We start from the raw sequence: 21188 nt of genomic DNA, 5'->3' as shown, positions 1-21188 counted from the left end.
GATGTGGCGGGTGCGACGACGCCCCGCCGGCGGCGTCATCGGGTCAGCGGTAGGGGCCCGGCCCGCGCCAGACCACTTCGCCGCGGCGGTACACGCGGTGGAAGCCAATGACCTCGCGCGCGTCGCGGACGTTGGCCATCTGCGGATCTTCCGGTGCGAGCATGCGGCAGTCGCTGGACTCGCGGCGCAGCGCGGTCTCCAGCGGACAAACCATGTAGTCGCGCGTGCCCGGCAGCGGGATGAAGAGTTCGGTGACGCCTTCGTCGCGCCACTCGCGCAGGCGGGTCTCGCTGGTGGTGTCGTAGATCACCTGGTAGCCGCCGACTTCGAGGCTGGGCTGGTCGGACGTGGAATCGTTGCCGCGACCCTGACCGATGCGCGCGGTGCGTTCGCGGCCGGCGTTCACCGGTGCGGTGGCCTCGGGCAGCATGCCGGGCGGCTGGCCCCAGACGCGCGAGCGACGCTGTGCATCGGGCGGGCTGGCCGCGGCGCGCGACTGCACGGGTTGCGGCGGTGTCGGCGCGGCCGGCGGCGCAGGACGCGGCGGGCGCACTTCGGTGAGCGCTTCGACAGGCGCGGCTTCGTCGGGCGGCAGCGGCTCTGCGGGCTCGTCGACGCGCGTGGTCTGCACACGCGAAGTCACGGGCGCTGCCTGCGTGGGCGGCGTCTGCGGCGGCGGACTCGGCACCGGCGCGGTCACCGGCTGCGGCGGGGTGATGCCGATGTACTCGACCGCCATCGGACTGCCGGCCGACGACCCCTGTGGCGTCTTGAAGACGATCGGCTGGGAGGTCAGCAACAGATATGCAAACAACACATGCAGCACCGCACTGACGAGCGCGGCGAACCAGGGCTGCAGACGTTCATTGCGGGATGGGGCGCGTCCCTCCGGACGGCGGAACGCCTTGCTCATGCCGCCTGCAATGCGTCGGAGGTGCGGGCCTTCATGCGGAATCTGGAGGTGCGGCGTGGGGACCGGCATCGTAACGCGCGCGGGTGTGCAAGCGCGGGGCGGCGCAGGTCGCGATCCAGCCGGCGTGCAGGTGCCGGGTGATGACAGGTGCGCCTGCGCGTCGCGGGCATCGGCGGACGTCGCCCGACCCCGTTCATCTCGTGTGCGCACATCTGGGGCCTGTCCGGATGGACGCCGCGCGCTGCAGGTTGCAGGGTGGTGATGCATGCCGCGCGGTCGTTGAAGCGCGGCGTGGCCGATCTCACTGCGAAAGGATGCGAATCGCCCATGCGCACGCTGATCCACGCCGCCGGCTGTTGCCTGTTGATCGTCGCCCCGACCGGGTGCGCGCAGCAGGCGGCTGCGCCCGCCGCGACCCCAACCGAAACGACGGCGGAGACGATGGACGAGACCAGCAAGCGCGTGGCCGAAGTGGCTGCGGAGGCCCATGGATGGCAGGTAGCGGTTGTCGTGGTGACCGACGTGCCGAATGGCGCCGCCGGTGCATGCCGCCTGGTGGGCGTGCGCTCGAACAATGTGCTGTCAGCCTCGACGAAGACGTATGCGGTGCCGCACGACCACGAAGTGGTCGGCCGTGGCGAAGCGGACGCGCTGGCGCGCGTGCTCGACGCCTGCGGTGACGAGGCGAGCCCCGCGCTGTGGGCCGAAGCGGTTGCGGCGTTCGGCGAGGGCGTGCCGTCGGGCCGCGTGCCGAAGGCCGAAGCCAATATTTCCAGCGATGCGCATCGCGGCGCGATCGAGCGCGGTGGCTACAGCTTCCATCCGCCGCAGTTCGCTGCGGATGGCACGGTCGAGTTCTTCATGACCGATGTCGAAGGCGGCCAGTTGTTCGAGGTGCGCGCTGCGCATGGCAGTGACGGCGCGATCGATAGTGCTGTGAAGCCTGCCGGCCGCGGCTGAGCGCGTCCGCCCGCGTTGACCGCAACGCAAGGGGCCGGCGCTTTCAGGGCGCCGGCCCGGTATCCAACGTGGAGCTTCGACGGTCTCAGTCCTTCAGGTCGTCCGGCACCTTGCCGCCGTTCTCGGCCAGCTTGCGCATCACCGCCTTGTGCAGGGCGAGGTTCTGCTCGGCGCTGCCGTGCGCGCCGGCGTTGACGTCGAGCTCGGCGGCGAGTTCCTTGCGCGCCTCGAGGCTGGAGTCGAGATCGAGCAGCTTCAGCAGATCGACGATCGACCGGCGCCAGTCGCTCGCACCGCCCTTCTCCGCCGCCATGGCAGTAAGCACGGCGTCGACGTCGACCGGTTCGGCAGGCGACGTCGGCGCTGCAGGGGCCGGGTTGTGCGAAGGCGGCGACACTTTGGGGTCGTGCTCGCTGCCGGTGAAGATCACCGCCGCCGGCTTGGCCGGTGCGGCCGGCGTGGCTGCCGGTGCGGGTGCGTCTTTGCGACCGAAGATGCGGTCGGCGATCTTTGAGAACAGGCCCATGCGGGTAACTCCGGTGAAGGGAGCGCGAGTGTGGGCGCGCGTTCGCAAAGGCCGCATGAAAGAAGCGTGCGGTTGTGATGACGCTTCTCGAATGCTGCGTGCATGACGCGCTAGGCTGATGCGGCGCGGCCGATGAACGTCCGTCGCGAACTGGCTTTTTGAAAGGATGTGCCGATGGCCCTGGTGCGATGCAAGGAATGTCAGCGTGAGATCAGCGACCGCGCGATCGCGTGCCCGCGATGTGGCGACCCGAAGCGTGTGGCGTCCCCGTCCCGGGGCATCAAGGTTCTGCTGGGCATCCTCGTCTTCATTCTGGTGCTGATGTTTGCCGCCGGCATCCTCTTCGCGTGGCTCGCGCCGAAGGCGTCGTACCCGATCGAAATCGAATTGCCGCAGCGGAGCGATCCCTCGACTTCGCTCCACGTCGAATGCTTCCCGCATGCCGTGTGTGCGTCGACGCTGGTCGTTTCCAGCTAGCGCCGCCCCGACCGTCCATTCCCAAGCACGCCGTCACGCACTCGCCGCGATGATGGCGTCGCACCACCTCATCTCGCCCTGGACGTATCCATGCCCCAGAGGTTGCGTCTCGACGGCAGCCGCATCCACGACCTCGCTTCGTTCTACGACGAGGTCAACCGGGTGTTCATGGCCGACGCCGACTGGTCGCTTGGCCACAGTCTCGATGCGCTCGACGACATGCTCTACGGCGGCTACGGCGCGCTCGATGGCGACGCGCCGGTGACCCTGGTCTGGACGGATTTCGCGCGGAACCGCCGCGCGCTCGGCGTCGACGCCACCCGCGCGTGGCTGCAGGACAAGCTCGACACGCAGGGCCGCTACGACAAGGCACGCATGCGGCGCGACCTCGATGCACTCAAGGCCGGCGGCGGGCCGACGTTCTTCGATCTCGTGCTGGAGATCCTCGCCGCGCATCCGAACATCACGCTCGAACCGCGCTGACGCCCTAATCGCGCTGCACGCGCTCGGCGATCTGCGGGATGAACCAGAACGGGATGCGGTAATCGCGGCGGCGTTGTTTGCCGGTTTCGCCACCGCCAGCGTTCCAGGTCAGTGCGAGGTTGTGGCGCCCCGGCTGTCGCTCGCCCAGCGGGATATAACCGACGAGTCCGCGCATCCCCAGGTCACGGCGCTCGATCGGCACGAAGTCGTCGAGCGGCACGGCGACGCCGTCGAGGGTCACGGTCCACATCGCAGCCATGCAGTCGATCGCATTGCGGGCAGCGGGGGCGCCTTCGGCCGTGTTGCGGCCGTCGATTAGCCTCGCGCACAGACGACGCGCGAGTACGTTGTCGCGCTGCGGCTGGTGCGGAATGAAGAGGCGCAAATGCGTTTCGGCGATGCGGTCCGACGGAATCATCGGAAAGCGCAGCAGCGCATCATGCTCGGCGCGCATGTTCTCGTAGTGCGCACCGAGCATGCCGTGATCCACGGCTTCCTCTGTGACGACGTCGTAGCCCTGCAGCAGTGAGAACTTCATCGAGTTGATGACCTGCAGGCCGCCGATCAGCATCGCACCGCCGATGACCAGCCCGTAGACGACGAGGAATGCGCGGCCGTTGAGATTGCTCTGCAGCGTGAGCTGCATCGGTCCCACCAGGCGCTGCGGCACCAGTACGCCGTAGAGGCGCAGCAGCCGGCGCAGCGCGCGGCGCGGGCCGTCACTGGTGCGCCCGGCCGCCTCGCGACGTGCGATCAGTTTCTCGCAGACCACGATCGCTACCGCGCCGGCAATGAACAGCAGGTACAGCACACCGCCCGCGATCAGCGCGACCCGGTCGGCCATGCCGAACAGTGCGCCGGTCAGGCTACCGAGCACCATCAGTGCGACGGCGAACACGCCAATGCCGGCGATGGTCACCGCCATCAGGATGCTCATTGCGAACAGGATCGACGCCATGCGGTCGGCGCGCTCGATCGCCTGCCCGATATCGCCGGTCTGTTCGCGCTGGAACTCCCGCGAGACCGGCCCCATCGAAATGAGCCGGTCCCAGCGCACGCCATCGGGGAACGTCGCCTTCAGACCGATGAGGCCGACCCAGTAGCCGCGGATCGCGATGTGCACCATGAAGGCGGCGGCGAGCGCGTAACTGACACCCACCCCGACCGCGAAGCCGAACCAGATCGCGTACTGCGCCACGCCGTCGGCGTGGACGGTGTTGGACACCCACATATCGAACAACCGGCCCGGCACGGTGAACAGACCGAAGACCAGCAGACCCGAGATCAGCAGTTCGAGTTCGTCGCTGCGCTCGCGCAGACGCTCGAAGCTGATGCGGCCACTCGGCGCGGCCGGCATCGGCGTGCCATCGACGGGCCGCGATGCGGCGTCGGTCTCCTGTTGCATGCGCGGTCTCCCCAGATCCGAACGGCGAGTGTAGCCGCGCGGCGCGGCGCGGGTTCAGGCGCCATCGAGCAGTTGTGCGAGAGCCCAGGTGTCGAGGAAGGCGGTCGCGCGCACGATGCGGCCGTCGGCGAGTTCGAGATGCCAGGCGTAGTGGTTGCGGTACGCGTCGCCGTTGCGCGCGGTGGCGGTGCCCTGCCACAGCACGACCACGTGGGCGCCGTCGGCGACGATGCGCGTCATCTGCGGGAGGATCGGCGTCGCGAGTTGCGCGGTGATCGGCGCGACCGCCTCGTCGAGGAACGCCTGCTTCGAGCGGTACGTGCCCGAGACCGGACTGTCGCCGGCGACGGTCCACACGACATCGTCGGCGAGCAGATCGAACACGCTGCCCTGGCCGATTCGCCAGGCTTCGAACGCCGCGCGGATCTGCGCGGCGTTGTCGTGGGCCGTGGTGCGCGTCGGCGTATCGGCGGCGTGCGCGGACACCACCGGCACCACGAGTCCCATCGCAATCGCGAGCCCGGCGAGCCTGCAGCATTGCGGCAAGGTGCGGGCGGCCATTAGTAGGGGCTCGCCACGGGGCGGACGATCAGCTCGCTGACGTCGACGTCGGCAGGCTGGGTCATCGCGAATGCAATGGCGCGTGCGATGGCCTCGGGCGCGATCGTGATGCGGCGGAAATCGCGCATGCCTTCGGCGGCGCCGGCGTGGGTGATGGTGTCGGCGAGTTCGGAGGTCGTGGTGCCGGGGCTGACCACGGTCACGCGCAGCGTGGTGGTCTCCTGCCGCAGGCCTTTCGAAATGGCCCACACCGCGTACTTGGTGGCGCAGTACACGGCCGACGTGGGGAACACCTGGTGCGCGCCGATCGAGGCGACGTTGATGACGTGGCCGAAGCCCTGCGCCTCCATCGCCGGCAGCACCGCGGCAATGCCGTGCAGCACGCCGCGGATGTTGACGTCGATCATCCGGTCCCACTCGTCGCGCTTGCGCGCCGACAACGGCGAGAGCGGCATGACGCCGGCGTTGTTGATGAGGGCGTCGATACGGCCGTGCGCGGCCAGCGCGTGGTCGGCGAAGGCCTGCACGTCGTCTGCCGAGACGACATCCAGCGCGCGCGCTTCGGCGCGGCCGCCGGTGCCGGTGATCTCCGCGACCAGTGCATCGAGGCGATCGACACGGCGCGCGCCGAGCACGACGGTGGCGCCGCGGGCGGCGAGTTCGCGCGCGGTCGCGGCGCCGATGCCGCTGCTGGCGCCGGTGATCAGCACGATGCGGTTGGCGAGGTCCTGCTGCATGGGAAAGCTCCTGCGATGGGCGTCTTGGCCCGGTGCAGCCACGTTAGAAGCCGCCCGGTGTCGCGAGAATCCCCTCCGTGCTGGATGCTGTGGTTAGATTGGCTAACCAATGGACATCGACTTCAACCTGCTGCGGGTGTTCGTCGCGGTCGCCGAAGACGACAACTTCCGCGCCGCCGCCGATCGCCTCGGCGTTACCCGCTCGGCCGTCAGCCAGGGCATGCGCAAGCTGGAAGACCGGCTGGGCGTCGCGCTGGTGACGCGCTCGACCCGCAGCGTGCGGCTGACCGAAGCCGGGCACCGGCTGCACCAGCAGATCGCGCAGCCGCTGGCGCGGATCGGCGCCGCGCTCGAGGACGCGCTCGACGATGGCCCACCGCGCGGCCTGTTGCGCGTCGCGGTGACCTCGATTGCCGAACGCTTCCTCGCCGGCCCGCTGGTCGCGCGCTTCGCCCAAGCCTATCCACAGGTGACGCTCGACGTGACCGTGACCGACGCCGAATCGGACATCGTCGCCGAAGGTTTCGATGCCGGCGTGCGGCTGGGCGAGGTGATCGAGCAGGACATGATCGCGGTGCCGCTGACCGGGCCGGTGCGCCAAGTGGTGGTGGCGACGCCCGGCTATCTCGTAGCGCACGGCACGCCGATGCATCCGCGCGAGCTGGTCGCGCACCGCTGCATCGGCTGGCGGCCCGCGCCGGGTGTGGCGCCCTATCGCTGGGAGTTCGTGCAGGACGGGCTGGATTTCGATGTCGCCGTGCAGCCGCAGGTCACGACCAACGACATGCTGCTGATGGTGCGCACCGCACTGGCCGGCGGCGGCCTGACGTTCGGCATCGAGGAAACGTTCGCGCCGTGGATCGCGCGCGGCGAACTGGTGACGGTGCTCGACGCCTTCCTGCCGCCGTTCCCCGGTTTCTTCCTCTACTACCCCGACCGCCGCAACCTGCCGCCGAAACTGCGCGCCCTGATCGAGCACGTGCGCGGGTTTCGCGACCCCGCTTGAAACCCGCTCAGCGGCCGCCTCGCAGACCGCGACCGAGCTTGCGGTAGAGCGTGCTGCGGCTGATGCCGAGCCTGCGCGCGGCCTGCACCACGTTGCCGTGGCAGGCCTCGACCGCCGCCAGCATCGCCTGGCGGTTGAGCGCCTGCAGATCGCCCGGCGGCGCGGCCGGCGTGACCGGCGCGGCGGGGCTCAGGGCCGGCACGCGGCGTAGATAGGCCGGCAGGCCGTCGATCCCCACGGTCGCGTCGGCTTCCGACAGCGCGGCCACCGTGCGCAGGCAAGCCACCAGCTGTCGCAGGTTGCCGGGCCAGTCGTAGTCGGCGAGCGCGGCGCGGGCGTCGTCACCGAGCCGGCGTCCATCGCCCAGGCGCAGCCAGAGTGCATCGACGAGGCCGGCGCGGTCTTCATGTGCGCGCAGCGGCGGCAGGTGCACCACGTGATGGGCGAGCCGGTAGTAGAGGTCGGACCGGAAGCGGCCGTCGTCGATCGCCACGTCCAGCGCGCGATGGGTGGCGCAGACGAGGGCGAAGTCCAGCTTCACCGGCTTGCCGCCACCCAGTGGAGACAGCTCGCGGTCCTGCAGCACGCGCAGCAGGCGCGGCTGCAGGGCGAGCGGCATGTCGCCAATCTCGTCGAGGAACAGCACCCCGCCGTCGGCCTGTCGCAGCAGACCGGGATTGCCGGCCTTGCGCGCGCCAGTGAACGCGCCCGCCTCGTAGCCGAACAGCTCGGCCTCGATCAGGCCTTCGGGCAGCGCCGCGCAATTGACCGCAACGAACGGCTTGCCGGCACGCGTGCAGCGCCGGTGCAGTTCGCGCGCGAAGACCTCCTTGCCACAGCCGGTTTCGCCCTGCACCAGCACGGGAATGCCGGCGTCGAGCACGCGCACCGCGCGCTGCAGTTCGGCATCGCAGGCGGCATCGAAGATCGGAGCGTCGTCGCGGGCATGGCGGGTGGCCGGCGAGACGGTGATCGGCGTGCGAGTGGGCGCCCGTCGCTGGCGCTCAGCGCTGTCGACACGGCCGTAGAACGCCCGGCCGTGGCGATCGTGGAAGGCGCCGTCGCTGCGCAGCCGCGACAGGGGCGCGTCGAACAACGCGTCGTAGCTCGCGCGCCCGAGTTCGTCGTGGTCGAGTCCGAACAGGTCCAGACCGATGCGATTCGCGACCACCAGCTTGCCGTTGCGGAAGCCCAGCAGGCCTTCGCGCGAAGAGCCGAGCAGCGCCGGATCGCGATGCACGCGGATCAGGTCGCAATCGGCGATGCCGTCGTCGAAGTACCGATGTTCGATATTCGCGATCGCCAGACGCACCAGCCCCAGCGCGTGGCGTTGCGGCACACTGGAATCGCCGGAGATGTCGAGCACGCCGACCAGTTGGCCGTGCGGGTCGAAGATCGGCGCGGCGCTGCACGAGAGGATGCGGTGCGGCGGCAGGTAGTGTTCCCCGCCCTGCACCTCGACGTGGCGACGCTCATGGATCGCGGTGCCGATCGCGTTGGTGCCCACGCGCGATTCGTGCCAGCAGGCACCGGGCATCAGCGCGACGCGGCCGGCCCTGTCGAGGAAGCCCAGGTCGCCGCCGGCGTCGAGGATCCAGCCATCGGCATCGGTGAGGATGACCATGCTGCCGGTTGCGTCGGCATCGCTCGACAGCAGGTCGATCTCTGCCCGCGCCAGCCGCCACAGGGTTTCGTGGCGCTCGCGCATCTCGCCCAGACGCCTGGCGTCGACCGGTTCGATGCCCGGCGCGCGCGCCGCTTCCAGGCCCGCGTTCCGGCAGCGCGACCACGACTGCAGAATCGTCGCAGGGACCTGGCCCACCGGCGCGCCACCCCATTCGAAGAACGTGCGGCGCGCCTGTGCAAGCTGGTCGGTCCGGGTGGTGTGGCGCATCGTCGTGTCTCCGCGGACGCCCCCTGTCGCAGGATGCGACAGCGAGCGGGGGCGCTGTCCCCATACACATCACATCCTGCGACAGCCTGTAACGCTGCGCCGCAACACACAGCGCCCGGAGACCGGCGCCGCAGCGCGCCTTGCCTGCATGACGCGTTGCAACATCCTTGGGTGGCACGCCGCTTGCGCACCTGAAGGCACACGCCCGCCACGGGCTGCCGTCCCACACAGCCTCCAGGAGACCTGCATGAATGCCGTCACCGCTCCCCGTCCGTTCGCCACCGACCCGTCGAGCCTGTTCAAGCCGCGCTACGACAACTTCATCGGCGGCGCCTGGGTGGCGCCGAAGTCGGGCCAGTACTTCGACAACACCACGCCGGTCACCGGCCGGGTGTTCACCTCGGTGGCACGCTCCAACGCCGATGACATCGAAACCGCACTCGACGCGGCGCATGCCGCGAAGGACGCCTGGGGCAAGGCCTCGACGACGACGCGGGCGAACCTGCTGCTGAAGATCGCCGACCGCATCGAAGCCAACCTCGAGCTGCTGGCACATGCCGAAACCTGGGATAACGGCAAGCCGATCCGCGAGACACGCAATGCCGACATTCCGCTGTGCGCCGACCACTTCCGCTACTTCGCCGGCGCCATCCGCGCCCAGGAAGGGTCGATCGGCGAGATCGACGGCGACACGATCGCCTACCACTTCCACGAACCGCTTGGCGTGGTCGGCCAGATCATTCCGTGGAACTTTCCGCTGCTGATGGCGTGCTGGAAGCTCGCGCCCGCGCTCGCCGCCGGCAATTGCGTGGTGCTCAAGCCCGCCGAGCAGACACCGGCCTCGATCCTGGTGCTGATGGAGGTGATCGGCGACCTGCTGCCGCCCGGCGTGCTCAACGTGGTCAACGGCTTCGGCCTGGAGGCGGGCAAACCGCTGGCCAGCAACCCGCGGATCGCCAAGATCGCCTTCACCGGGGAAACCACCACCGGCCGGCTGATCATGCAGTACGCCAGCCAGAACTTGATTCCGGTGACGCTGGAACTCGGTGGCAAGTCGCCGAACGTCTTCTTCGCCGACGTGATGGCCGAGGACGACGATTTCCTCGACAAGGCAATCGAGGGCTTCGTGCTGTTCGCCTTCAACCAGGGCGAGGTGTGCACCTGCCCGTCGCGCGCGCTGATCCAGGAATCGATCTACGAGCGCTTCATGGAAAAGGCGCTCAAGCGCGTGGCGGCGATCGTGCAGGGGAATCCGCTCGACCCGAACACGATGATCGGCGCGCAGGCCTCGGGCGAGCAGCTCGAGAAGATCCTCTCCTACTTCGACATCGGCCGGCAGGAAGGCGCGGAAGTGTTGATCGGCGGCGAGCAGAACCGGCTCGGCGGTGAGCTCGAAGGCGGTTTCTACGTCAAGCCGACGGTGTTCAAGGGCCACAACAGGATGCGGGTGTTCCAGGAGGAGATCTTCGGCCCGGTGGTGTCGGTGACCACGTTCAAGGACGAGGCGGAGGCGCTGGCGATCGCCAATGACACGCTCTACGGCCTGGGCGCGGGCGTGTGGAGCCGCGACGCGTCGCGCCTGTACCGCATGGGCCGCGGGATCCAGGCCGGCCGCGTGTGGACCAACTGCTACCACACCTATCCGGCGCACGCCGCGTTCGGCGGCTACAAGCAGTCGGGCATCGGCCGCGAGAACCACAAGATGATGCTCGACCACTACCAGCAGACCAAGAATCTGCTGGTCAGCTACTCGCCCAAGGCGCTGGGCTTCTTCTGAGCCCGTGCACTGTCCGCAGCCGTCGGCATGGAGGGGCCCGACGGCTGCGGAAACACCGGGCCCTGATCCCCGATTGATCGGGATCAACGCATCGCGGCGCCGCAGGGCCCATGGTGCGGATATCCGAACCTGATGGAGTTCCACATGGACAAGACGATGCAAGCTGCGGTGGTCCGCGCCTTTGGCCAGCCGCTGAAGATCGAGGAGGTCGAGGTGCCGCGGCCCGGGACCGGCGACATTCTGGTCAAGATCGAGGCCTGCGGGGTCTGCCACACCGACCTGCACGCGGTCGAGGGCGACTGGCCGGTGAAGCCCGATCCGCCCTTCATTCCGGGACACGAGGGCGTGGGCTATGTGGCCGCAGTGGGCAGCGGCGTCACCCACGTCAAGGAAGGCGACCGGGTCGGGGTGCCCTGGCTGTATTCGGCCTGCGGCTATTGCGAACACTGCCTCGGTGGCTGGGAGACGCTGTGCGAGTCGCAGCGCAATACCGGCTATTCGGTCAACGGCGGTTTCGCCGAGTACGCGCTGGCCGATGCGGCCTATGTCGGGCATCTGCCCAAGTCCATCTCCTTCGTCGAGATCGCCCCGGTGCTGTGCGCGGGCGTGACCGTGTACAAGGGCCTGAAGATGACCGACACCAAACCCGGCGACTGGGTGGTGATCTCGGGCATCGGCGGCCTCGGCCATATGGCGGTGCAGTATGCAAAAGCGATGGGGCTCAACGTCGCCGCGGTCGATGTGGACGATGCCAAGCTCCGCCTCGCCGAGCGTCTGGGTGCGGCGGTGACGGTCAACGCGCGGACGACCGACCCGGTGGCCTTCATCAAGAAGGCGATCAATGGTGCCCACGGGGCGCTGGTCACTGCGGTTTCGCCCAAGGCCTTCGAGCAGGCGGTCGGCATGGTCCGCCGCGGCGGCACGGTGTCCCTCAACGGCCTGCCGCCCGGCACCTTTCCGCTCGACATCTTCGGCCTGGTCCTCAACGGCGTGACCGTGCGCGGTTCGATCGTCGGCAGCCGGCTCGACCTGCAGGAGTCGCTGACGTTCGCCGAGATGGGCAAGGTCAAGGCGACGGTGGCCACCGACCGGCTGGAGAACATCAACGCGGTGTTCGAGCGGATGCGCGCTGGCACGATCGAAGGCCGCATCGTGCTCGACTTCGCTGCCTGAGCACTGGAGAAGACCAGCCCGTGACCAACACGCCACGCCCTGCGCCCCTCCCCCTGCAGGTGATGGCGACGCTGTCTGCGCTGCAGTTGATCGCAATGCTGCAGGACCGGCACGGGCCGGTCCTGTTCCACCAGTCAGGCGGCTGCTGTGACGGATCCTCGCCCATGTGTTTTCCCGTTGACGACTTCATCGTCGGCGACCGCGACGTGCAGCTCGGCGAGATCGGCGGCGCGGCGTTCCACATCAGCGCGTCGCAGTTCGAGTACTGGAAGCACACCCAGCTCATCATCGACGTGGTGCCGGGCCGCGGCGGCATGTTTTCGCTGGAGAACGGCGAAGGCGTGCGTTTCCACCTGCGCTCGCGCCTGTTCGACGCAGACGAACTGACGGCGCTGCGCACCGCCGGCCGGATCTGAAGCGCGCATCGGCGCCGCGCGACGTCCCAGGCAACGCGCGCGACTGCGCGTGACCTCTAGCGCGACGCTATCGTCGCGCCCCCGCCGGCAGCGACGAAGCGCTCGATCCATGCCACAGCCGTCGCGCAGCCATCCTCCGCTCGCATCACGGCGCCCAGCGCGGCAGCGCACGCACGGGTATCAGGGCGTTCGGCGAAACCGATGGCAGCCGCGAGCCCGGATGCCGACGGACGTCGCCCCGACAGAACCCGATCAGCGATGCCCAGCGCGCGCAGACGGGCTGTCCAGAACGGCTGGTCGCCGGCGAACGGCAGGATCACCGACGGAATGCCGGCGCGGCATGCGGAGTGCGTGGTGCCCGAGCCGCCGTGATGGATCGCCAGCGCGCAGCGCGGCAGCAGCCAGTCGTGCGGCACGCTGCCGATGACGCAGATGTTCGGCGGCAGGCCGCTGGTGTCGATGCCGCTCCAGCCCGGATTGAACAGCACGCGGCGATCGCCGACCCCCTCCAGCAATGCATCGCGCACGCGCGTCGCATCGAAGCCGCTCATGCTGCCGAAGCCGGCATAGACCGGCGGCGGGCCGGCCTCGATCCACTCGACGAGCGTGGCCGGTGGCGTCCAGTCCTCCGAAGAGGTCACCCATTGGCCGCAGGCGATGGCGTCCTCTGGCCAGTCGGCGACGTCGGGCAGCAGCGCCGGCGATACGCCGTAGAGCACCGGATGCGTGGTCCACGGTGTGGTGCGCGGCGGCAGGCCGATCGCGACGCGTCCGCGGTTCGTCGTCGCGCGGAACGTGCGCCAGACCATGTGGTTCACGAACGCGTGCGAGCTGCGGTTGAGCACGCGCGGCAGGCGCAACGGCGACAGCGGCGAGGTGAACGCGGCAGTCGGACTGATCGGAATCATCATCGCGCCGATCGCCGGCTTGCCCAGCGCTTCGGCCACCGACAGGCCGACGAACGCGGTGAGTCCAGACACGATCACCGCATCGCAGTCTGCACCGAGCGTCATCGCCTGCTGCATCCACTCGGGCGTGCGCGCGTCGACGATGCGGATCAGCGCGCGCTCGATTTGCCGCATCGCACGCATGCGCGACAGCGTGCCGCGGATATCGCCGGCCAGGGCGGTCGTGGGCACGCCGAGCGCGCGTGCACTGTCGAGCGTGTCGGCATCGCCGAGCAGGTGCACGGTGTGCCCGGCGCGCATCAACGCCCAGCCGAGCGCGGCGAGCGGACGCGCGTCGCCTTCGGTGCCATAGGTGATGATCAGCAGGCGCATGCGCGCAGTCTCGCGTAGCGCCGGGGACGGCTACGTCGTCTTCAGCGGCTGCACGCGGAAGCGGCGGCCCTTGATCTTGCCGTCGCGCAGGTGATTGACCGCCTGCTGCACCTTGCCGCGTGTGATGGCGACATAGCTGCGCGTGGCGAAGACATCGATCTTGCCGATCGCGTCCTTGTGCAGGCCGGCTTCGCCGGTCAACGCGCCAACGATGTCGCCGGGGCGCAGCTTCTCGGTGCGGCCGGCATCGATGCGCAGCGTGATCATCGGCGCGGCCGGCACATCGCTGCCCTTGCCGCTGAGCGGCAGCAGCTTGTCCCAGCGCAGCGGCGCGCCGAACTGCGCTTCGACCAGCGCGGTGCGCGGCATCTCGCGCGGCGTGACCAGGCTCAGCGCGAGGCCCGAGCGGCCTGCGCGACCGGTGCGGCCGATGCGGTGCACATAGGTATCGGCGTCGTGCGGCAGCTCGTAGTTCACCACCGCGCCGATGTCCTCGACATCGAGCCCGCGTGCGGCGACGTCGCTGGCCACCAGCACGTTGCAGCTGCGGTTGGCGAAACGCACCAGCACTTCGTCGCGATCGCGCTGTTCCATGTCGCCGTGCAACGCGAGCGCATCGAAGCCGTAGTGCGCGAGCGAGCCGGCGACTTCGTTGACATCGGCGCGGGTGTTGCAGAACACCACCGCCGATTCCGGGCGATGCCGCAGCAGCAGCGCGGCCAGCTGCGGCGCGCGGCGCGACGGTTCCACTTCATGGAAGATCTGCTCGATCTTCGGCGCGGGCGCATTGCCCTCGACGCCGATCTGCACCGGTTCGCGCAGCATCGCGGTGCCGAGATCGCGGATTGCGTCGGGAAACGTTGCTGAAAACAGCAGGCCCTGCCGCGTCGGCGGTACGCGCTTGACGATGTCGCGGATCGAGTCCTCGAAGCCCATGTCGAGCATGCGGTCGGCTTCGTCGAGCACCAGCGTGCGCACGTGGCGCAGATGCAGCGCCTTCTTCTTCGCCAGTTCCTGGATGCGACCCGGCGTACCGACGACGACATGCGGCGGATGCGTCAGCGAGGCCAGCTGCGGGCCGAGCGGAATGCCACCGCACAGCAGCGACAGCTTCAGGTTCGGAATGCCGAGCGCGAGTTTGCGCAACTGCTTGCCGACCTGGTCGGCGAGTTCGCGCGTCGGGCACAGCACCAGGGCCTGGGTCTCGATGAGGCCGGTGTCGATCTTCTGCAGCAGTCCGAGACCGAACGCCGCGGTCTTGCCGCTGCCGGTCGGCGCCTGCGCGATGACGTCGCGGCCTTCGAGGATCGGCGGCAGGGATTCCGCCTGGATCGGGGTCATCGACGTGTAGCCGAGGGCATCGACGCCCTGCAACAGGGCAGGCGACAGCGCGAGCGCGGAGAACGGGAGAGGCGTGGTCATGCGTACATGATCGCAGGCCGGGGGCGGGAGCGGCGGAATGGGCTGCAGATACGCGTGTCGTCGCGCGCTCGCTTGATCAGCGTCAATGCCTGAAAGCTAGGAATGCGCACCTCTCCCTTTGGGAGAGAGCCTGCCCCGGACCTGATCCGGGGTCGGCGCGCAAGGCGCGTCGGGTGAGGGCCGGGCTCTCTACAAGAGACCCAAGTGCGCCCTCATCCGCCCTCCGGGCACCTTCCCCCAGAGGGGGAAGGAAAAGACGCGCACCGCGACTTGGAAAGTCGGGGCGAAGTGATACGGACGCGCGATCGAGGCTTCTATCCCGCCTCAGGCGTAAAACGTCGCCGGTGCATCCGCGTCGACGATCGCATGCGGCACGAAGCGCGCGCTGTCGCGGGTGATCGGCGAATCATCCTCGCGGATACCGATGCCGCAGGCGTTATCGCCGACGATCCAGCTGCCGAGCATCGGGTAGTGGCCGTCGAACGCCGGCAGCGGATGCGCGGCCTGGCGGATGCTCGGGCCGGCGTACGGGCCGTCGCTGTGCAGGCGCTGGCCGTCGGCGAGATGCAATTCGATGTTCGCGCCCTCGCGCGAATGCAGCGGTTTGCGCACCCAGCCGGCGGGCAGGTCGCCGCCGGTGTCGAATTCGGCTGCGAGCAGGTTCGGATGTCCGCGATGCCGCTCCCACAGCAGTGGCAGCAGGCCCTTGTTGCTCAGCACGGCCTTCCATGGTGGTTCGATCAGGCGAAGGCTCGACTTGGGCAGCGCGCGGCCGAAGTCGTCGTTGAACAGGTCTTCGAGCGGGTACAACTTGAACAGCGAACCGATGACCACGTCGTCGAGATCGGTGTAGCGACCGTCCTCGGACAGTCCGATGTCTTCCAGCGCAATCGCATCGCCGTACAACCCTGCCTGCGCCGCGCAGTCGCGCAGGTAGGCGATCGTGCCCTGGTCTTCTTCCGATTCGCGCACCGCGGCGAACAGCAGCGGCGGCGGCAGGCCCGATGCGAGCTCGCCGAAGCGGTCGACCAGTGCTTCGTGGATCGAGTTGAACTGGTCGGCATCCCGCGGAAGGCGGCCGCTGGCGCGCTGGTCTTCGAGCCACTGCCACTGGAAGAACGCGGCCTCGAACAGCGAGGTCGGCGTGTCGTAGTTGAGCTCGTACAGCTTGGCCGGGCCGCTGCCGTCGTAGGCGAAATCCAGGCGGCCGTACAGATGCGGTTCGCGGCGGCGCCAGCTCTCGGCGATCCAGTCGCGGAAGCTTTCCGGAATCGCGAGGCGCTGCATCAGTGTGTCGCTCTCGACGATCTCGTCGACCAGGCCCATCGCCATCCGGTGCACTTCGACGCTCGGGTCTTCGAGATCGTGCTCGATCTGCGCCATCGAGAACGCGTAGTACGCGCGCTCGTCCCAGTAGCGGGCGCCGTCGATGGTGTGGAACCGGAAGCCGCACTCGGCGGCCTGCGCCTGCCAGTCGCCGCGCTCGACGATCGCGACGCGGCGCACCTCAGCCGCCGGTGCTGCGGCCGTTGGCCGAGCGGCCGAAGCCACCGCGGTTCGCGGTCACCGCGCGGTCCGGCGTTGCCGACACCGGCGCCATGCCGGCGCGGCCCGCACCCGGCGCGCCGTTCGGACGCAGCCAGCCCTGGCGATTGTCGCGGAACGCCGGCGAAGCCTGCGGCGCCCGCTGGGCCACGCCCGCGCGGTTGTTGTTCAACATCGATGACAGGAAGAAACCGGCCATCAGCGGACCGATGAAGGAATGCCCGGTCGAGGTCTTCTGCTCGACGCATTCCTCGGCCGGGAATTCCGCTTCGCAGGCTTCGCGGCTGCTGTACTGCGGCGCGGTGTCGGCAGCCTGCAGCTTGGCCTGCTCGAACGCGATGCGGCAGGTCGCGGTGTCGCCGACCGCCTGCGCGCAGCTTTCGACCGAGGTGTAGAGGCCGTCCTGCACTTCGACCGGCGCGGTGCGCTGGCAGGCACTGAACAACAGCGGCGCGGTACCCATCAGCAGCAGGGCAGTCGTCTTCGAACGCTTGATGCGCCGCGAGCCTGTGGTGTCCGTCATGTCCTGCTCCGTGTCGTGCGTGGGTCCGGCCGGACATGATGCCCGTCACCGGTCGCGCGGCAAAGCGCGACGCCTACACTGGCGTTCAGTCCCGCTGCCCGGAATGCCGATGCGTCTCGCCCTGTTGCTGCCGCTGCTGCTCATCACCACGTCCGCCGCTGCGCAGACGATGGCCGAACGCGAACGCGCCACGCATGCGCGCGCGATCGCCGCCGGCTACAAGGCGCTGACGCTGTGCAGCGTGCAGTTCAACGCCGGGCGTACGCCCACGCAGGCGCAGGCCCTGGAGTTCGTCGGCATCTATCCCGATTACCAGGCCGATGTTCTGGCGCTGGACGCGGCGATCGATGCCGATGCGCGCACGGTCTCGGTCGCGTTCGACGACGCGCTGCCGCCGCGCATCGCCGCGTGGCGCCCGAATCTCGGTTGCGCGCAGCTGCCGATCGGCGCGGGCGTCGAAGCGATCGCAGCCTTGCCGCGCTTCGACAGCGCCGCGCCGGATCTCGACGACCAGGCGTGGCCCCTGGGGGAACGCAATGCCACCGCCACGCTACGCGGCGATGCAGCGGCGCTTGAGGACGCCGTCACCGCCGCGTTCGACACGCCGAACTACGGCGACGGCCATGCGACCACCGCCGTGCTCGTGCTGCAGGACGGGCGCATCGTCGCCGAGCGCTACCGCGACGGCTTCGGTCCGCACACCTCGCAGCGCACCTGGTCGGTCGCCAAGAGCCTGGCCGGCGCGCTGGTCGGCGTGGCGCAGGGGGCCGGCGACCTCGATCCGACCCAGCCGGCGCCGGTACCCGAATGGCAGGCCCCGGGCGATCCGCGCGCCGCGATCACCGTCGACCAGCTGCTGCGCATGTCCAGCGGTCTGCACAGCGACACTGCGGGCAACCGCACCGATGCGCTGTATTTCGGCGGCGTCACCGTGGCCGAATCCGCGACCGGCTGGCCGCTGGCGCATCCGCCCGGCACGCAGTTCCGCTACGCCAATAACGACAGCGTGCTGGCCGTGCATGCGCTGCGCGCGGCGACCGGCGACGAGGCACGCGCGCTGGCGCGGCCGTTCACCGATCTGTTCTGGCCGCTGGGCATGACCCGCACCGTGGCCGAAACCGACTGGCGCGGCGGCTTCGTGCTGTCGAGCCAGGTCTGGTCGACCGCGCGCGATCTCGCCCGCTTCGGCCTGCTGCTGCAGCACGACGGCGTCTTCGACGGCCGGCGCCTGCTGCCCGAAGGTTGGGTGCGCGCGGCGACGACGCCATCCGGCCCGCAGCCGGAAGGCGATCTGGGCTATGGCGCGACCTTGTGGCTGATGCAGCGCGCGGCGGGCGTGCCTGAAGACACGTTCGCCGCGATGGGCAACCGCGGGCAGTACGTGATCGTGGTGCCCTCGCGTGGTGTGGTGCTGGTGCGCCGGGGCGAAGACGCCGCCGGCCAGCGCTTCGATCCTGCCCTGTTCACGGCTGCGGTGCTGGCCAGCCTCGATGCGGATACGTCTGCGCGATGAATCGCAGCTGGGACAATGCAAAGCCAACAGGCATCTTTCACTGGCCTCCAACAGCGGCACGCCTAGCGTTGCGTCTGCAGCCCGCCCTCCCACACGCCTTGTCGGCGCTGGCGTGCTCGCTGGACCCGCCATGACCCACAACCTGCACGACAGCGCCGCCCCGTCAGACACCCGTACGCCGGCCGATGCCGCAGCGGAGGGTCAGGACGCGCTCGAGAACCGGTTCAAGCCCGGTCTGGCCCAGGCGCCCTACTACTCCGTCGGCCGCCACTGGAACGATTACGCGCCGGCCTACCGCTTCGGCCGCGACAGCCGGCAGCGCCATGGCGGCTGCCGGTTCGGTCAGGTGGAGCGCCAGCTGCAGCGCGAATGGGTCCAGGCCCGCGACCAGTCCCGCCTCGGCTGGATCGAAGCCCGTGGCGCGGTGGAGGACGGCTGGGAATTCGATGCCGACGCCGGCGATGACGTCGATGTCGCGCTCGATTCGCCCGGTCCCAAGGTCGGTTGACGGACACCCCACCGCAGCGGTGAATACGACGCGCTACCATGGCGCTCTTTTGTCGCGGTGCCCGCCATGACCCCTCCTTCTGAGTCCGACGCCCGTCACGGCGTCAGCCGCGACGACGCCGAATCGGCGGTGCGCACCCTGTTGCGCTGGGCCGGCGAGGATCCCACGCGCGAAGGCCTGCTCGACACCCCGCGACGCGTGGCCAAGGCCTATACCGAGTGGTTCAGCGGTTATGCGCTCGATGCCGATGCCTACCTCGCGCGGACGTTCGAGGAAGTGGCCGGCTACGACGAGATGATCGTGCTGCGCGACATCGAGTACGAAAGCCATTGCGAACACCACATGGCGCCGATCATCGGCAAGGTGCACGTGGGCTATCTGCCGGCCGGCAAGGTCGTGGGCATCAGCAAGCTGGCGCGCGTGGTCGAGGCCTATGCCAAGCGCTTCCAGGTGCAGGAAAAGATGACCGCGCAGATCGCCGGATGCATCCAGCGTGCGCTGGCGCCGCTGGGCGTGGGCGTCGTCGTCGAAGGCGCGCATGAGTGCATGACCACCCGCGGCGTGCACAAGCGCGGCGTGAGCATGATCACCTCGACGATGCTCGGCAGCTTCCGCGAAGACGCCCGCACCCGCGCCGAATTCCTGCAGTTCATCGAAGTGGGCGGCACCCGCCGCTGAGCCTGCGGCCGGCGAGTCAGCCGGCCAGCGTGTCCCAGCCCATCTTCGCGATCAGCACGACCACCAGGGTGACGAACAACTTGCGGATGACTGGCGTGCCCCCGCGTAGCGCGAGTCGGGTGCCGGCAAACGCGCCGGCCACGTTCGCCACCGCCATTGGCACCGCGAACGCCAGCAGCACATGGCCCGAAGGCACGAAGAACGACAGGGCGGCCAGATTGGTCGCGATGTTGACGATCTTCGATGCGGCGGTGGCGCGCAGGAAGTCGAGTCCGAAGAAGCGGATGAACAGGAAGATCAGAAAACTGCCGGTGCCGGGCCCGAACAGGCCGTCGTAGAAGCCGATTCCGGCGCCCATCAGCAGCGCCAGCCCGAGTTCGCGGCGACCGACGTCGCGCGGCCGGTGCAGCGCGCCGAAATCCTTCTTCAGCAGCGTGTAGGCCAGCATCGCGACCAGCAGCACGAGGATCAGCGGCCGCACCGCGTCGCGCGGCAGTAGCGTTACTGCGGTAGCGCCGAGGAACGAGAACGCGAACGCGGTCGCCGCTGCGAACAGCACCGGCGCCCAAGGAAACCGCACGTTGCGGGCGTAACGCCAGCCGGCCGCCGCGGTACCGAAGAAGGAACTGAACTTGTTGGTACCCAGCAGCGCCGCGGGCGTGTGCTGCGGCAGCGCGGTGAACAATCCTGGCAGTTGCACCAGGCCGCCCCCGCCGACCGCGGCATCCACCAGCCCGGCCATGAAGGCGATGCAGACCAGCCAGACCAGTTCGGGAAACAACGCGTCCACGCAGGCGACCGGCGTTCGGGGGCGCAAAGGATACGCGCAGAGCGATCCGCTTCGGCTTGAAGCCCTCCCCGCGCGTCCTGATGACCGTCGTGTCTCAGCTGGCGACTGAAACGTGTGACTCGTCGTTCCCGCGAAGGCGGGGCATTTCAACGGACGTATGTCCGGTCATCCAAGGACTTTCACAACGTCCGCACGCACGTCCGTGGACTCCCGCCTTCGCGGGGGAGTGACGGGGATTTTCTCGCCTATCAGGCACTTAGCCGCAGCCCCACGTCGGAAACGAGCCCTTAGCTGAGACACGACACTCATCAGGCCCGCGTGTGGGGGGTGAGCGCGCTCCGCTTGCGCGGCATGCCGCGCGGATCGATCGAACGACCGGCGCGCTGCGCCGGGCCGGACGGCTTGGGAGGGGGCGATCCGTCGGATGCAAGATCAGACTGGCCCAAGCGTTCGATCACCGAATCGCCGACTTCCACGCGATCTGACCGTTTGCCCCCACCCAACCCTCCCCGTCTACGAGGGAGGTTCAGATCGCTTGCGCCGCGTAGGCCGCAGCAACGACAGGGCAGATCCCCGAGGTCCGCCACCCCGCTCGCGTACA

At 69.1% G+C, this 21188-nt stretch carries 21 protein-coding genes; 10 read left to right on the top strand and 11 right to left on the bottom strand.

Translation table 11 applies throughout. The annotated features are described in order from the left end of the window. Nucleotides 1-43 precede the first annotated feature (43 nt). On the bottom strand, nt 44-913 hold the full coding sequence (locus tag J2X52_RS01740; RefSeq protein WP_310147777.1) for a type II toxin-antitoxin system RelE/ParE family toxin: 870 nt from the start codon (nt 911-913) through the stop codon (nt 44-46). A gap of 327 nt (nt 914-1240) precedes the next feature. On the opposite strand from J2X52_RS01740, the gene J2X52_RS01735 reads away from it, so the two are divergent. After that, nucleotides 1241-1873: a hypothetical protein gene (locus J2X52_RS01735; protein WP_310147775.1), complete on the top strand. Its 633-nt coding sequence runs from the start codon at nt 1241-1243 to the stop codon at nt 1871-1873. 85 nt (nt 1874-1958) lie between these two features. Here J2X52_RS01735 and J2X52_RS01730 read toward each other — a convergent pair whose 3' ends face one another. Further along, on the bottom strand, nt 1959-2399 hold the full coding sequence (locus J2X52_RS01730) for a DUF3597 family protein (protein ID WP_310147773.1): 441 nt from the start codon (nt 2397-2399) through the stop codon (nt 1959-1961). Nucleotides 2400-2573: 174 nt separating this feature from the next. Between J2X52_RS01730 and J2X52_RS01725 the strand changes: the two genes are divergently transcribed. Further along, nucleotides 2574-2876: a hypothetical protein gene (locus J2X52_RS01725; RefSeq protein ID WP_310147771.1), complete on the top strand. Its 303-nt coding sequence runs from the start codon at nt 2574-2576 to the stop codon at nt 2874-2876. Nucleotides 2877-2966: 90 nt separating this feature from the next. Beyond that, nucleotides 2967-3359, top strand: a complete 393-nt coding sequence (locus J2X52_RS01720; RefSeq protein ID WP_310147770.1) for a barstar family protein — start codon at nt 2967-2969, stop codon at nt 3357-3359. A 4-nt stretch (nt 3360-3363) separates the two neighbouring features. Here J2X52_RS01720 and J2X52_RS01715 read toward each other — a convergent pair whose 3' ends face one another. From J2X52_RS01715 to J2X52_RS01705, 3 genes are read right to left on the bottom strand one after another with little or no spacing between them, the layout of a single operon-like run. Next, on the bottom strand, nt 3364-4764 hold the full coding sequence (locus J2X52_RS01715; protein ID WP_310147768.1) for a hypothetical protein: 1401 nt from the start codon (nt 4762-4764) through the stop codon (nt 3364-3366). Nucleotides 4765-4818: 54 nt separating this feature from the next. Continuing rightward, complete coding sequence (locus J2X52_RS01710; RefSeq protein WP_310147766.1) at nt 4819-5325, bottom strand: nuclear transport factor 2 family protein; 507 nt, start codon at nt 5323-5325, stop codon at nt 4819-4821. Then, the gene (locus J2X52_RS01705) at nt 5325-6062 is read right to left on the bottom strand and encodes an SDR family oxidoreductase (protein ID WP_310147764.1); all 738 of its coding nucleotides are present in this window, start codon (nt 6060-6062) and stop codon (nt 5325-5327) included. The genes J2X52_RS01710 and J2X52_RS01705 overlap by 1 nt, the downstream gene beginning before the upstream one ends. Nucleotides 6063-6171: 109 nt before the next feature. On the opposite strand from J2X52_RS01705, the gene J2X52_RS01700 reads away from it, so the two are divergent. Further along, complete coding sequence (locus tag J2X52_RS01700) at nt 6172-7068, top strand: LysR family transcriptional regulator (RefSeq protein WP_310147762.1); 897 nt, start codon at nt 6172-6174, stop codon at nt 7066-7068. 7 nt (nt 7069-7075) lie between these two features. Here J2X52_RS01700 and J2X52_RS01695 read toward each other — a convergent pair whose 3' ends face one another. Then, nucleotides 7076-8962: a sigma-54-dependent Fis family transcriptional regulator gene (locus J2X52_RS01695; protein ID WP_310147760.1), complete on the bottom strand. Its 1887-nt coding sequence runs from the start codon at nt 8960-8962 to the stop codon at nt 7076-7078. A 247-nt stretch (nt 8963-9209) separates the two neighbouring features. Here J2X52_RS01695 and adh point away from each other — a divergent pair, with 247 nt between their 5' ends. The 3 genes from adh (at nt 9210) to J2X52_RS01680 (ending at nt 12328) form a co-directional block, all read left to right on the top strand. Then, complete coding sequence (gene adh / locus J2X52_RS01690) at nt 9210-10739, top strand: aldehyde dehydrogenase (protein ID WP_310147758.1); 1530 nt, start codon at nt 9210-9212, stop codon at nt 10737-10739. 144 nt (nt 10740-10883) lie between these two features. Then, nucleotides 10884-11912 (top strand): alcohol dehydrogenase AdhP, encoded by a 1029-nt coding sequence (gene adhP / locus J2X52_RS01685; RefSeq protein ID WP_310147756.1) that lies wholly within the window; start codon nt 10884-10886, stop codon nt 11910-11912. Nucleotides 11913-11974: 62 nt separating this feature from the next. Beyond that, the gene (locus J2X52_RS01680) at nt 11975-12328 is read left to right on the top strand and encodes a DUF779 domain-containing protein (RefSeq protein WP_310148799.1); all 354 of its coding nucleotides are present in this window, start codon (nt 11975-11977) and stop codon (nt 12326-12328) included. 56 nt (nt 12329-12384) lie between these two features. Here the strand turns inward: J2X52_RS01680 and J2X52_RS01675 are convergent, their stop codons facing one another. The 4 genes from J2X52_RS01675 to J2X52_RS01660 form a co-directional block, all read right to left on the bottom strand. After that, the gene (locus tag J2X52_RS01675; protein ID WP_310147754.1) at nt 12385-13608 is read right to left on the bottom strand and encodes a glycosyltransferase; all 1224 of its coding nucleotides are present in this window, start codon (nt 13606-13608) and stop codon (nt 12385-12387) included. Nucleotides 13609-13638: 30 nt separating this feature from the next. Further along, a complete protein-coding gene (dbpA, locus tag J2X52_RS01670) occupies nt 13639-15030 on the bottom strand; it encodes an ATP-dependent RNA helicase DbpA (protein WP_310147753.1) in 1392 nt (463 codons plus the stop codon). Between the two features lie 324 nt (nt 15031-15354). Then, a complete protein-coding gene (locus tag J2X52_RS01665) occupies nt 15355-16536 on the bottom strand; it encodes a glutathionylspermidine synthase family protein (RefSeq protein ID WP_310147751.1) in 1182 nt (393 codons plus the stop codon). Between the two features lies 1 nt (nt 16537). Beyond that, a complete protein-coding gene (locus J2X52_RS01660; protein WP_310148796.1) occupies nt 16538-17071 on the bottom strand; it encodes a DUF1190 domain-containing protein in 534 nt (177 codons plus the stop codon). 136 nt (nt 17072-17207) lie between these two features. Here J2X52_RS01660 and J2X52_RS01655 point away from each other — a divergent pair, with 136 nt between their 5' ends. The 3 genes from J2X52_RS01655 to folE all read left to right on the top strand — a co-directional run bounded on the left by J2X52_RS01655 (nt 17208) and on the right by folE (nt 19797). Continuing rightward, nucleotides 17208-18611, top strand: coding sequence for a serine hydrolase (locus J2X52_RS01655; protein WP_310147749.1), 1404 nt, complete (start codon nt 17208-17210; stop codon nt 18609-18611). Between the two features lie 130 nt (nt 18612-18741). After that, nucleotides 18742-19119, top strand: a complete 378-nt coding sequence (locus J2X52_RS01650; protein WP_310147747.1) for a hypothetical protein — start codon at nt 18742-18744, stop codon at nt 19117-19119. A gap of 66 nt (nt 19120-19185) precedes the next feature. Then, on the top strand, nt 19186-19797 hold the full coding sequence (gene folE / locus J2X52_RS01645) for a GTP cyclohydrolase I FolE (RefSeq protein ID WP_310147745.1): 612 nt from the start codon (nt 19186-19188) through the stop codon (nt 19795-19797). 16 nt (nt 19798-19813) lie between these two features. Here folE and J2X52_RS01640 read toward each other — a convergent pair whose 3' ends face one another. Further along, nucleotides 19814-20587 carry a TSUP family transporter gene (locus tag J2X52_RS01640; RefSeq protein ID WP_310147743.1) on the bottom strand — a complete coding sequence of 258 codons (774 nt, stop codon included), beginning with the start codon at nt 20585-20587 and terminating at the stop codon, nt 19814-19816. Nucleotides 20588-21188 lie beyond the last annotated feature (601 nt).

The organism is Luteimonas sp. 3794, from assembly GCF_031456825.1.
Taxonomy (GTDB): Bacteria; Pseudomonadota; Gammaproteobacteria; order Xanthomonadales; family Xanthomonadaceae; genus Luteimonas.
This window is presented reverse-complemented; position numbering and strand designations above follow the sequence as displayed.

Excerpts from the sequence above, each read along its gene's own strand:
- J2X52_RS01740 (WP_310147777.1), bottom strand. The coding sequence starts at position 913 with ATGAGCAAGGCGTTCCGCCGTCCGGAGGGACGCGCCCCATCCCGCAAT.
- J2X52_RS01735 (WP_310147775.1), top strand. The coding sequence starts at position 1,241 with ATGCGCACGCTGATCCACGCCGCCGGCTGTTGCCTGTTGATCGTCGCC.
- J2X52_RS01730 (WP_310147773.1), bottom strand. The coding sequence starts at position 2,399 with ATGGGCCTGTTCTCAAAGATCGCCGACCGCATCTTCGGTCGCAAAGAC.
- J2X52_RS01725 (WP_310147771.1), top strand. The coding sequence starts at position 2,574 with ATGGCCCTGGTGCGATGCAAGGAATGTCAGCGTGAGATCAGCGACCGC.
- J2X52_RS01720 (WP_310147770.1), top strand. The coding sequence starts at position 2,967 with ATGCCCCAGAGGTTGCGTCTCGACGGCAGCCGCATCCACGACCTCGCT.
- J2X52_RS01715 (WP_310147768.1), bottom strand. The coding sequence starts at position 4,764 with ATGCAACAGGAGACCGACGCCGCATCGCGGCCCGTCGATGGCACGCCG.
- J2X52_RS01710 (WP_310147766.1), bottom strand. The coding sequence starts at position 5,325 with ATGGCCGCCCGCACCTTGCCGCAATGCTGCAGGCTCGCCGGGCTCGCG.
- J2X52_RS01705 (WP_310147764.1), bottom strand. The coding sequence starts at position 6,062 with ATGCAGCAGGACCTCGCCAACCGCATCGTGCTGATCACCGGCGCCAGC.
- J2X52_RS01700 (WP_310147762.1), top strand. The coding sequence starts at position 6,172 with ATGGACATCGACTTCAACCTGCTGCGGGTGTTCGTCGCGGTCGCCGAA.
- J2X52_RS01695 (WP_310147760.1), bottom strand. The coding sequence starts at position 8,962 with ATGCGCCACACCACCCGGACCGACCAGCTTGCACAGGCGCGCCGCACG.
- adh (WP_310147758.1), top strand. The coding sequence starts at position 9,210 with ATGAATGCCGTCACCGCTCCCCGTCCGTTCGCCACCGACCCGTCGAGC.
- adhP (WP_310147756.1), top strand. The coding sequence starts at position 10,884 with ATGGACAAGACGATGCAAGCTGCGGTGGTCCGCGCCTTTGGCCAGCCG.
- J2X52_RS01680 (WP_310148799.1), top strand. The coding sequence starts at position 11,975 with ATGGCGACGCTGTCTGCGCTGCAGTTGATCGCAATGCTGCAGGACCGG.
- J2X52_RS01675 (WP_310147754.1), bottom strand. The coding sequence starts at position 13,608 with ATGCGCCTGCTGATCATCACCTATGGCACCGAAGGCGACGCGCGTCCG.
- dbpA (WP_310147753.1), bottom strand. The coding sequence starts at position 15,030 with ATGACCACGCCTCTCCCGTTCTCCGCGCTCGCGCTGTCGCCTGCCCTG.
- J2X52_RS01655 (WP_310147749.1), top strand. The coding sequence starts at position 17,208 with ATGCGTCTCGCCCTGTTGCTGCCGCTGCTGCTCATCACCACGTCCGCC.
- J2X52_RS01650 (WP_310147747.1), top strand. The coding sequence starts at position 18,742 with ATGACCCACAACCTGCACGACAGCGCCGCCCCGTCAGACACCCGTACG.
- folE (WP_310147745.1), top strand. The coding sequence starts at position 19,186 with ATGACCCCTCCTTCTGAGTCCGACGCCCGTCACGGCGTCAGCCGCGAC.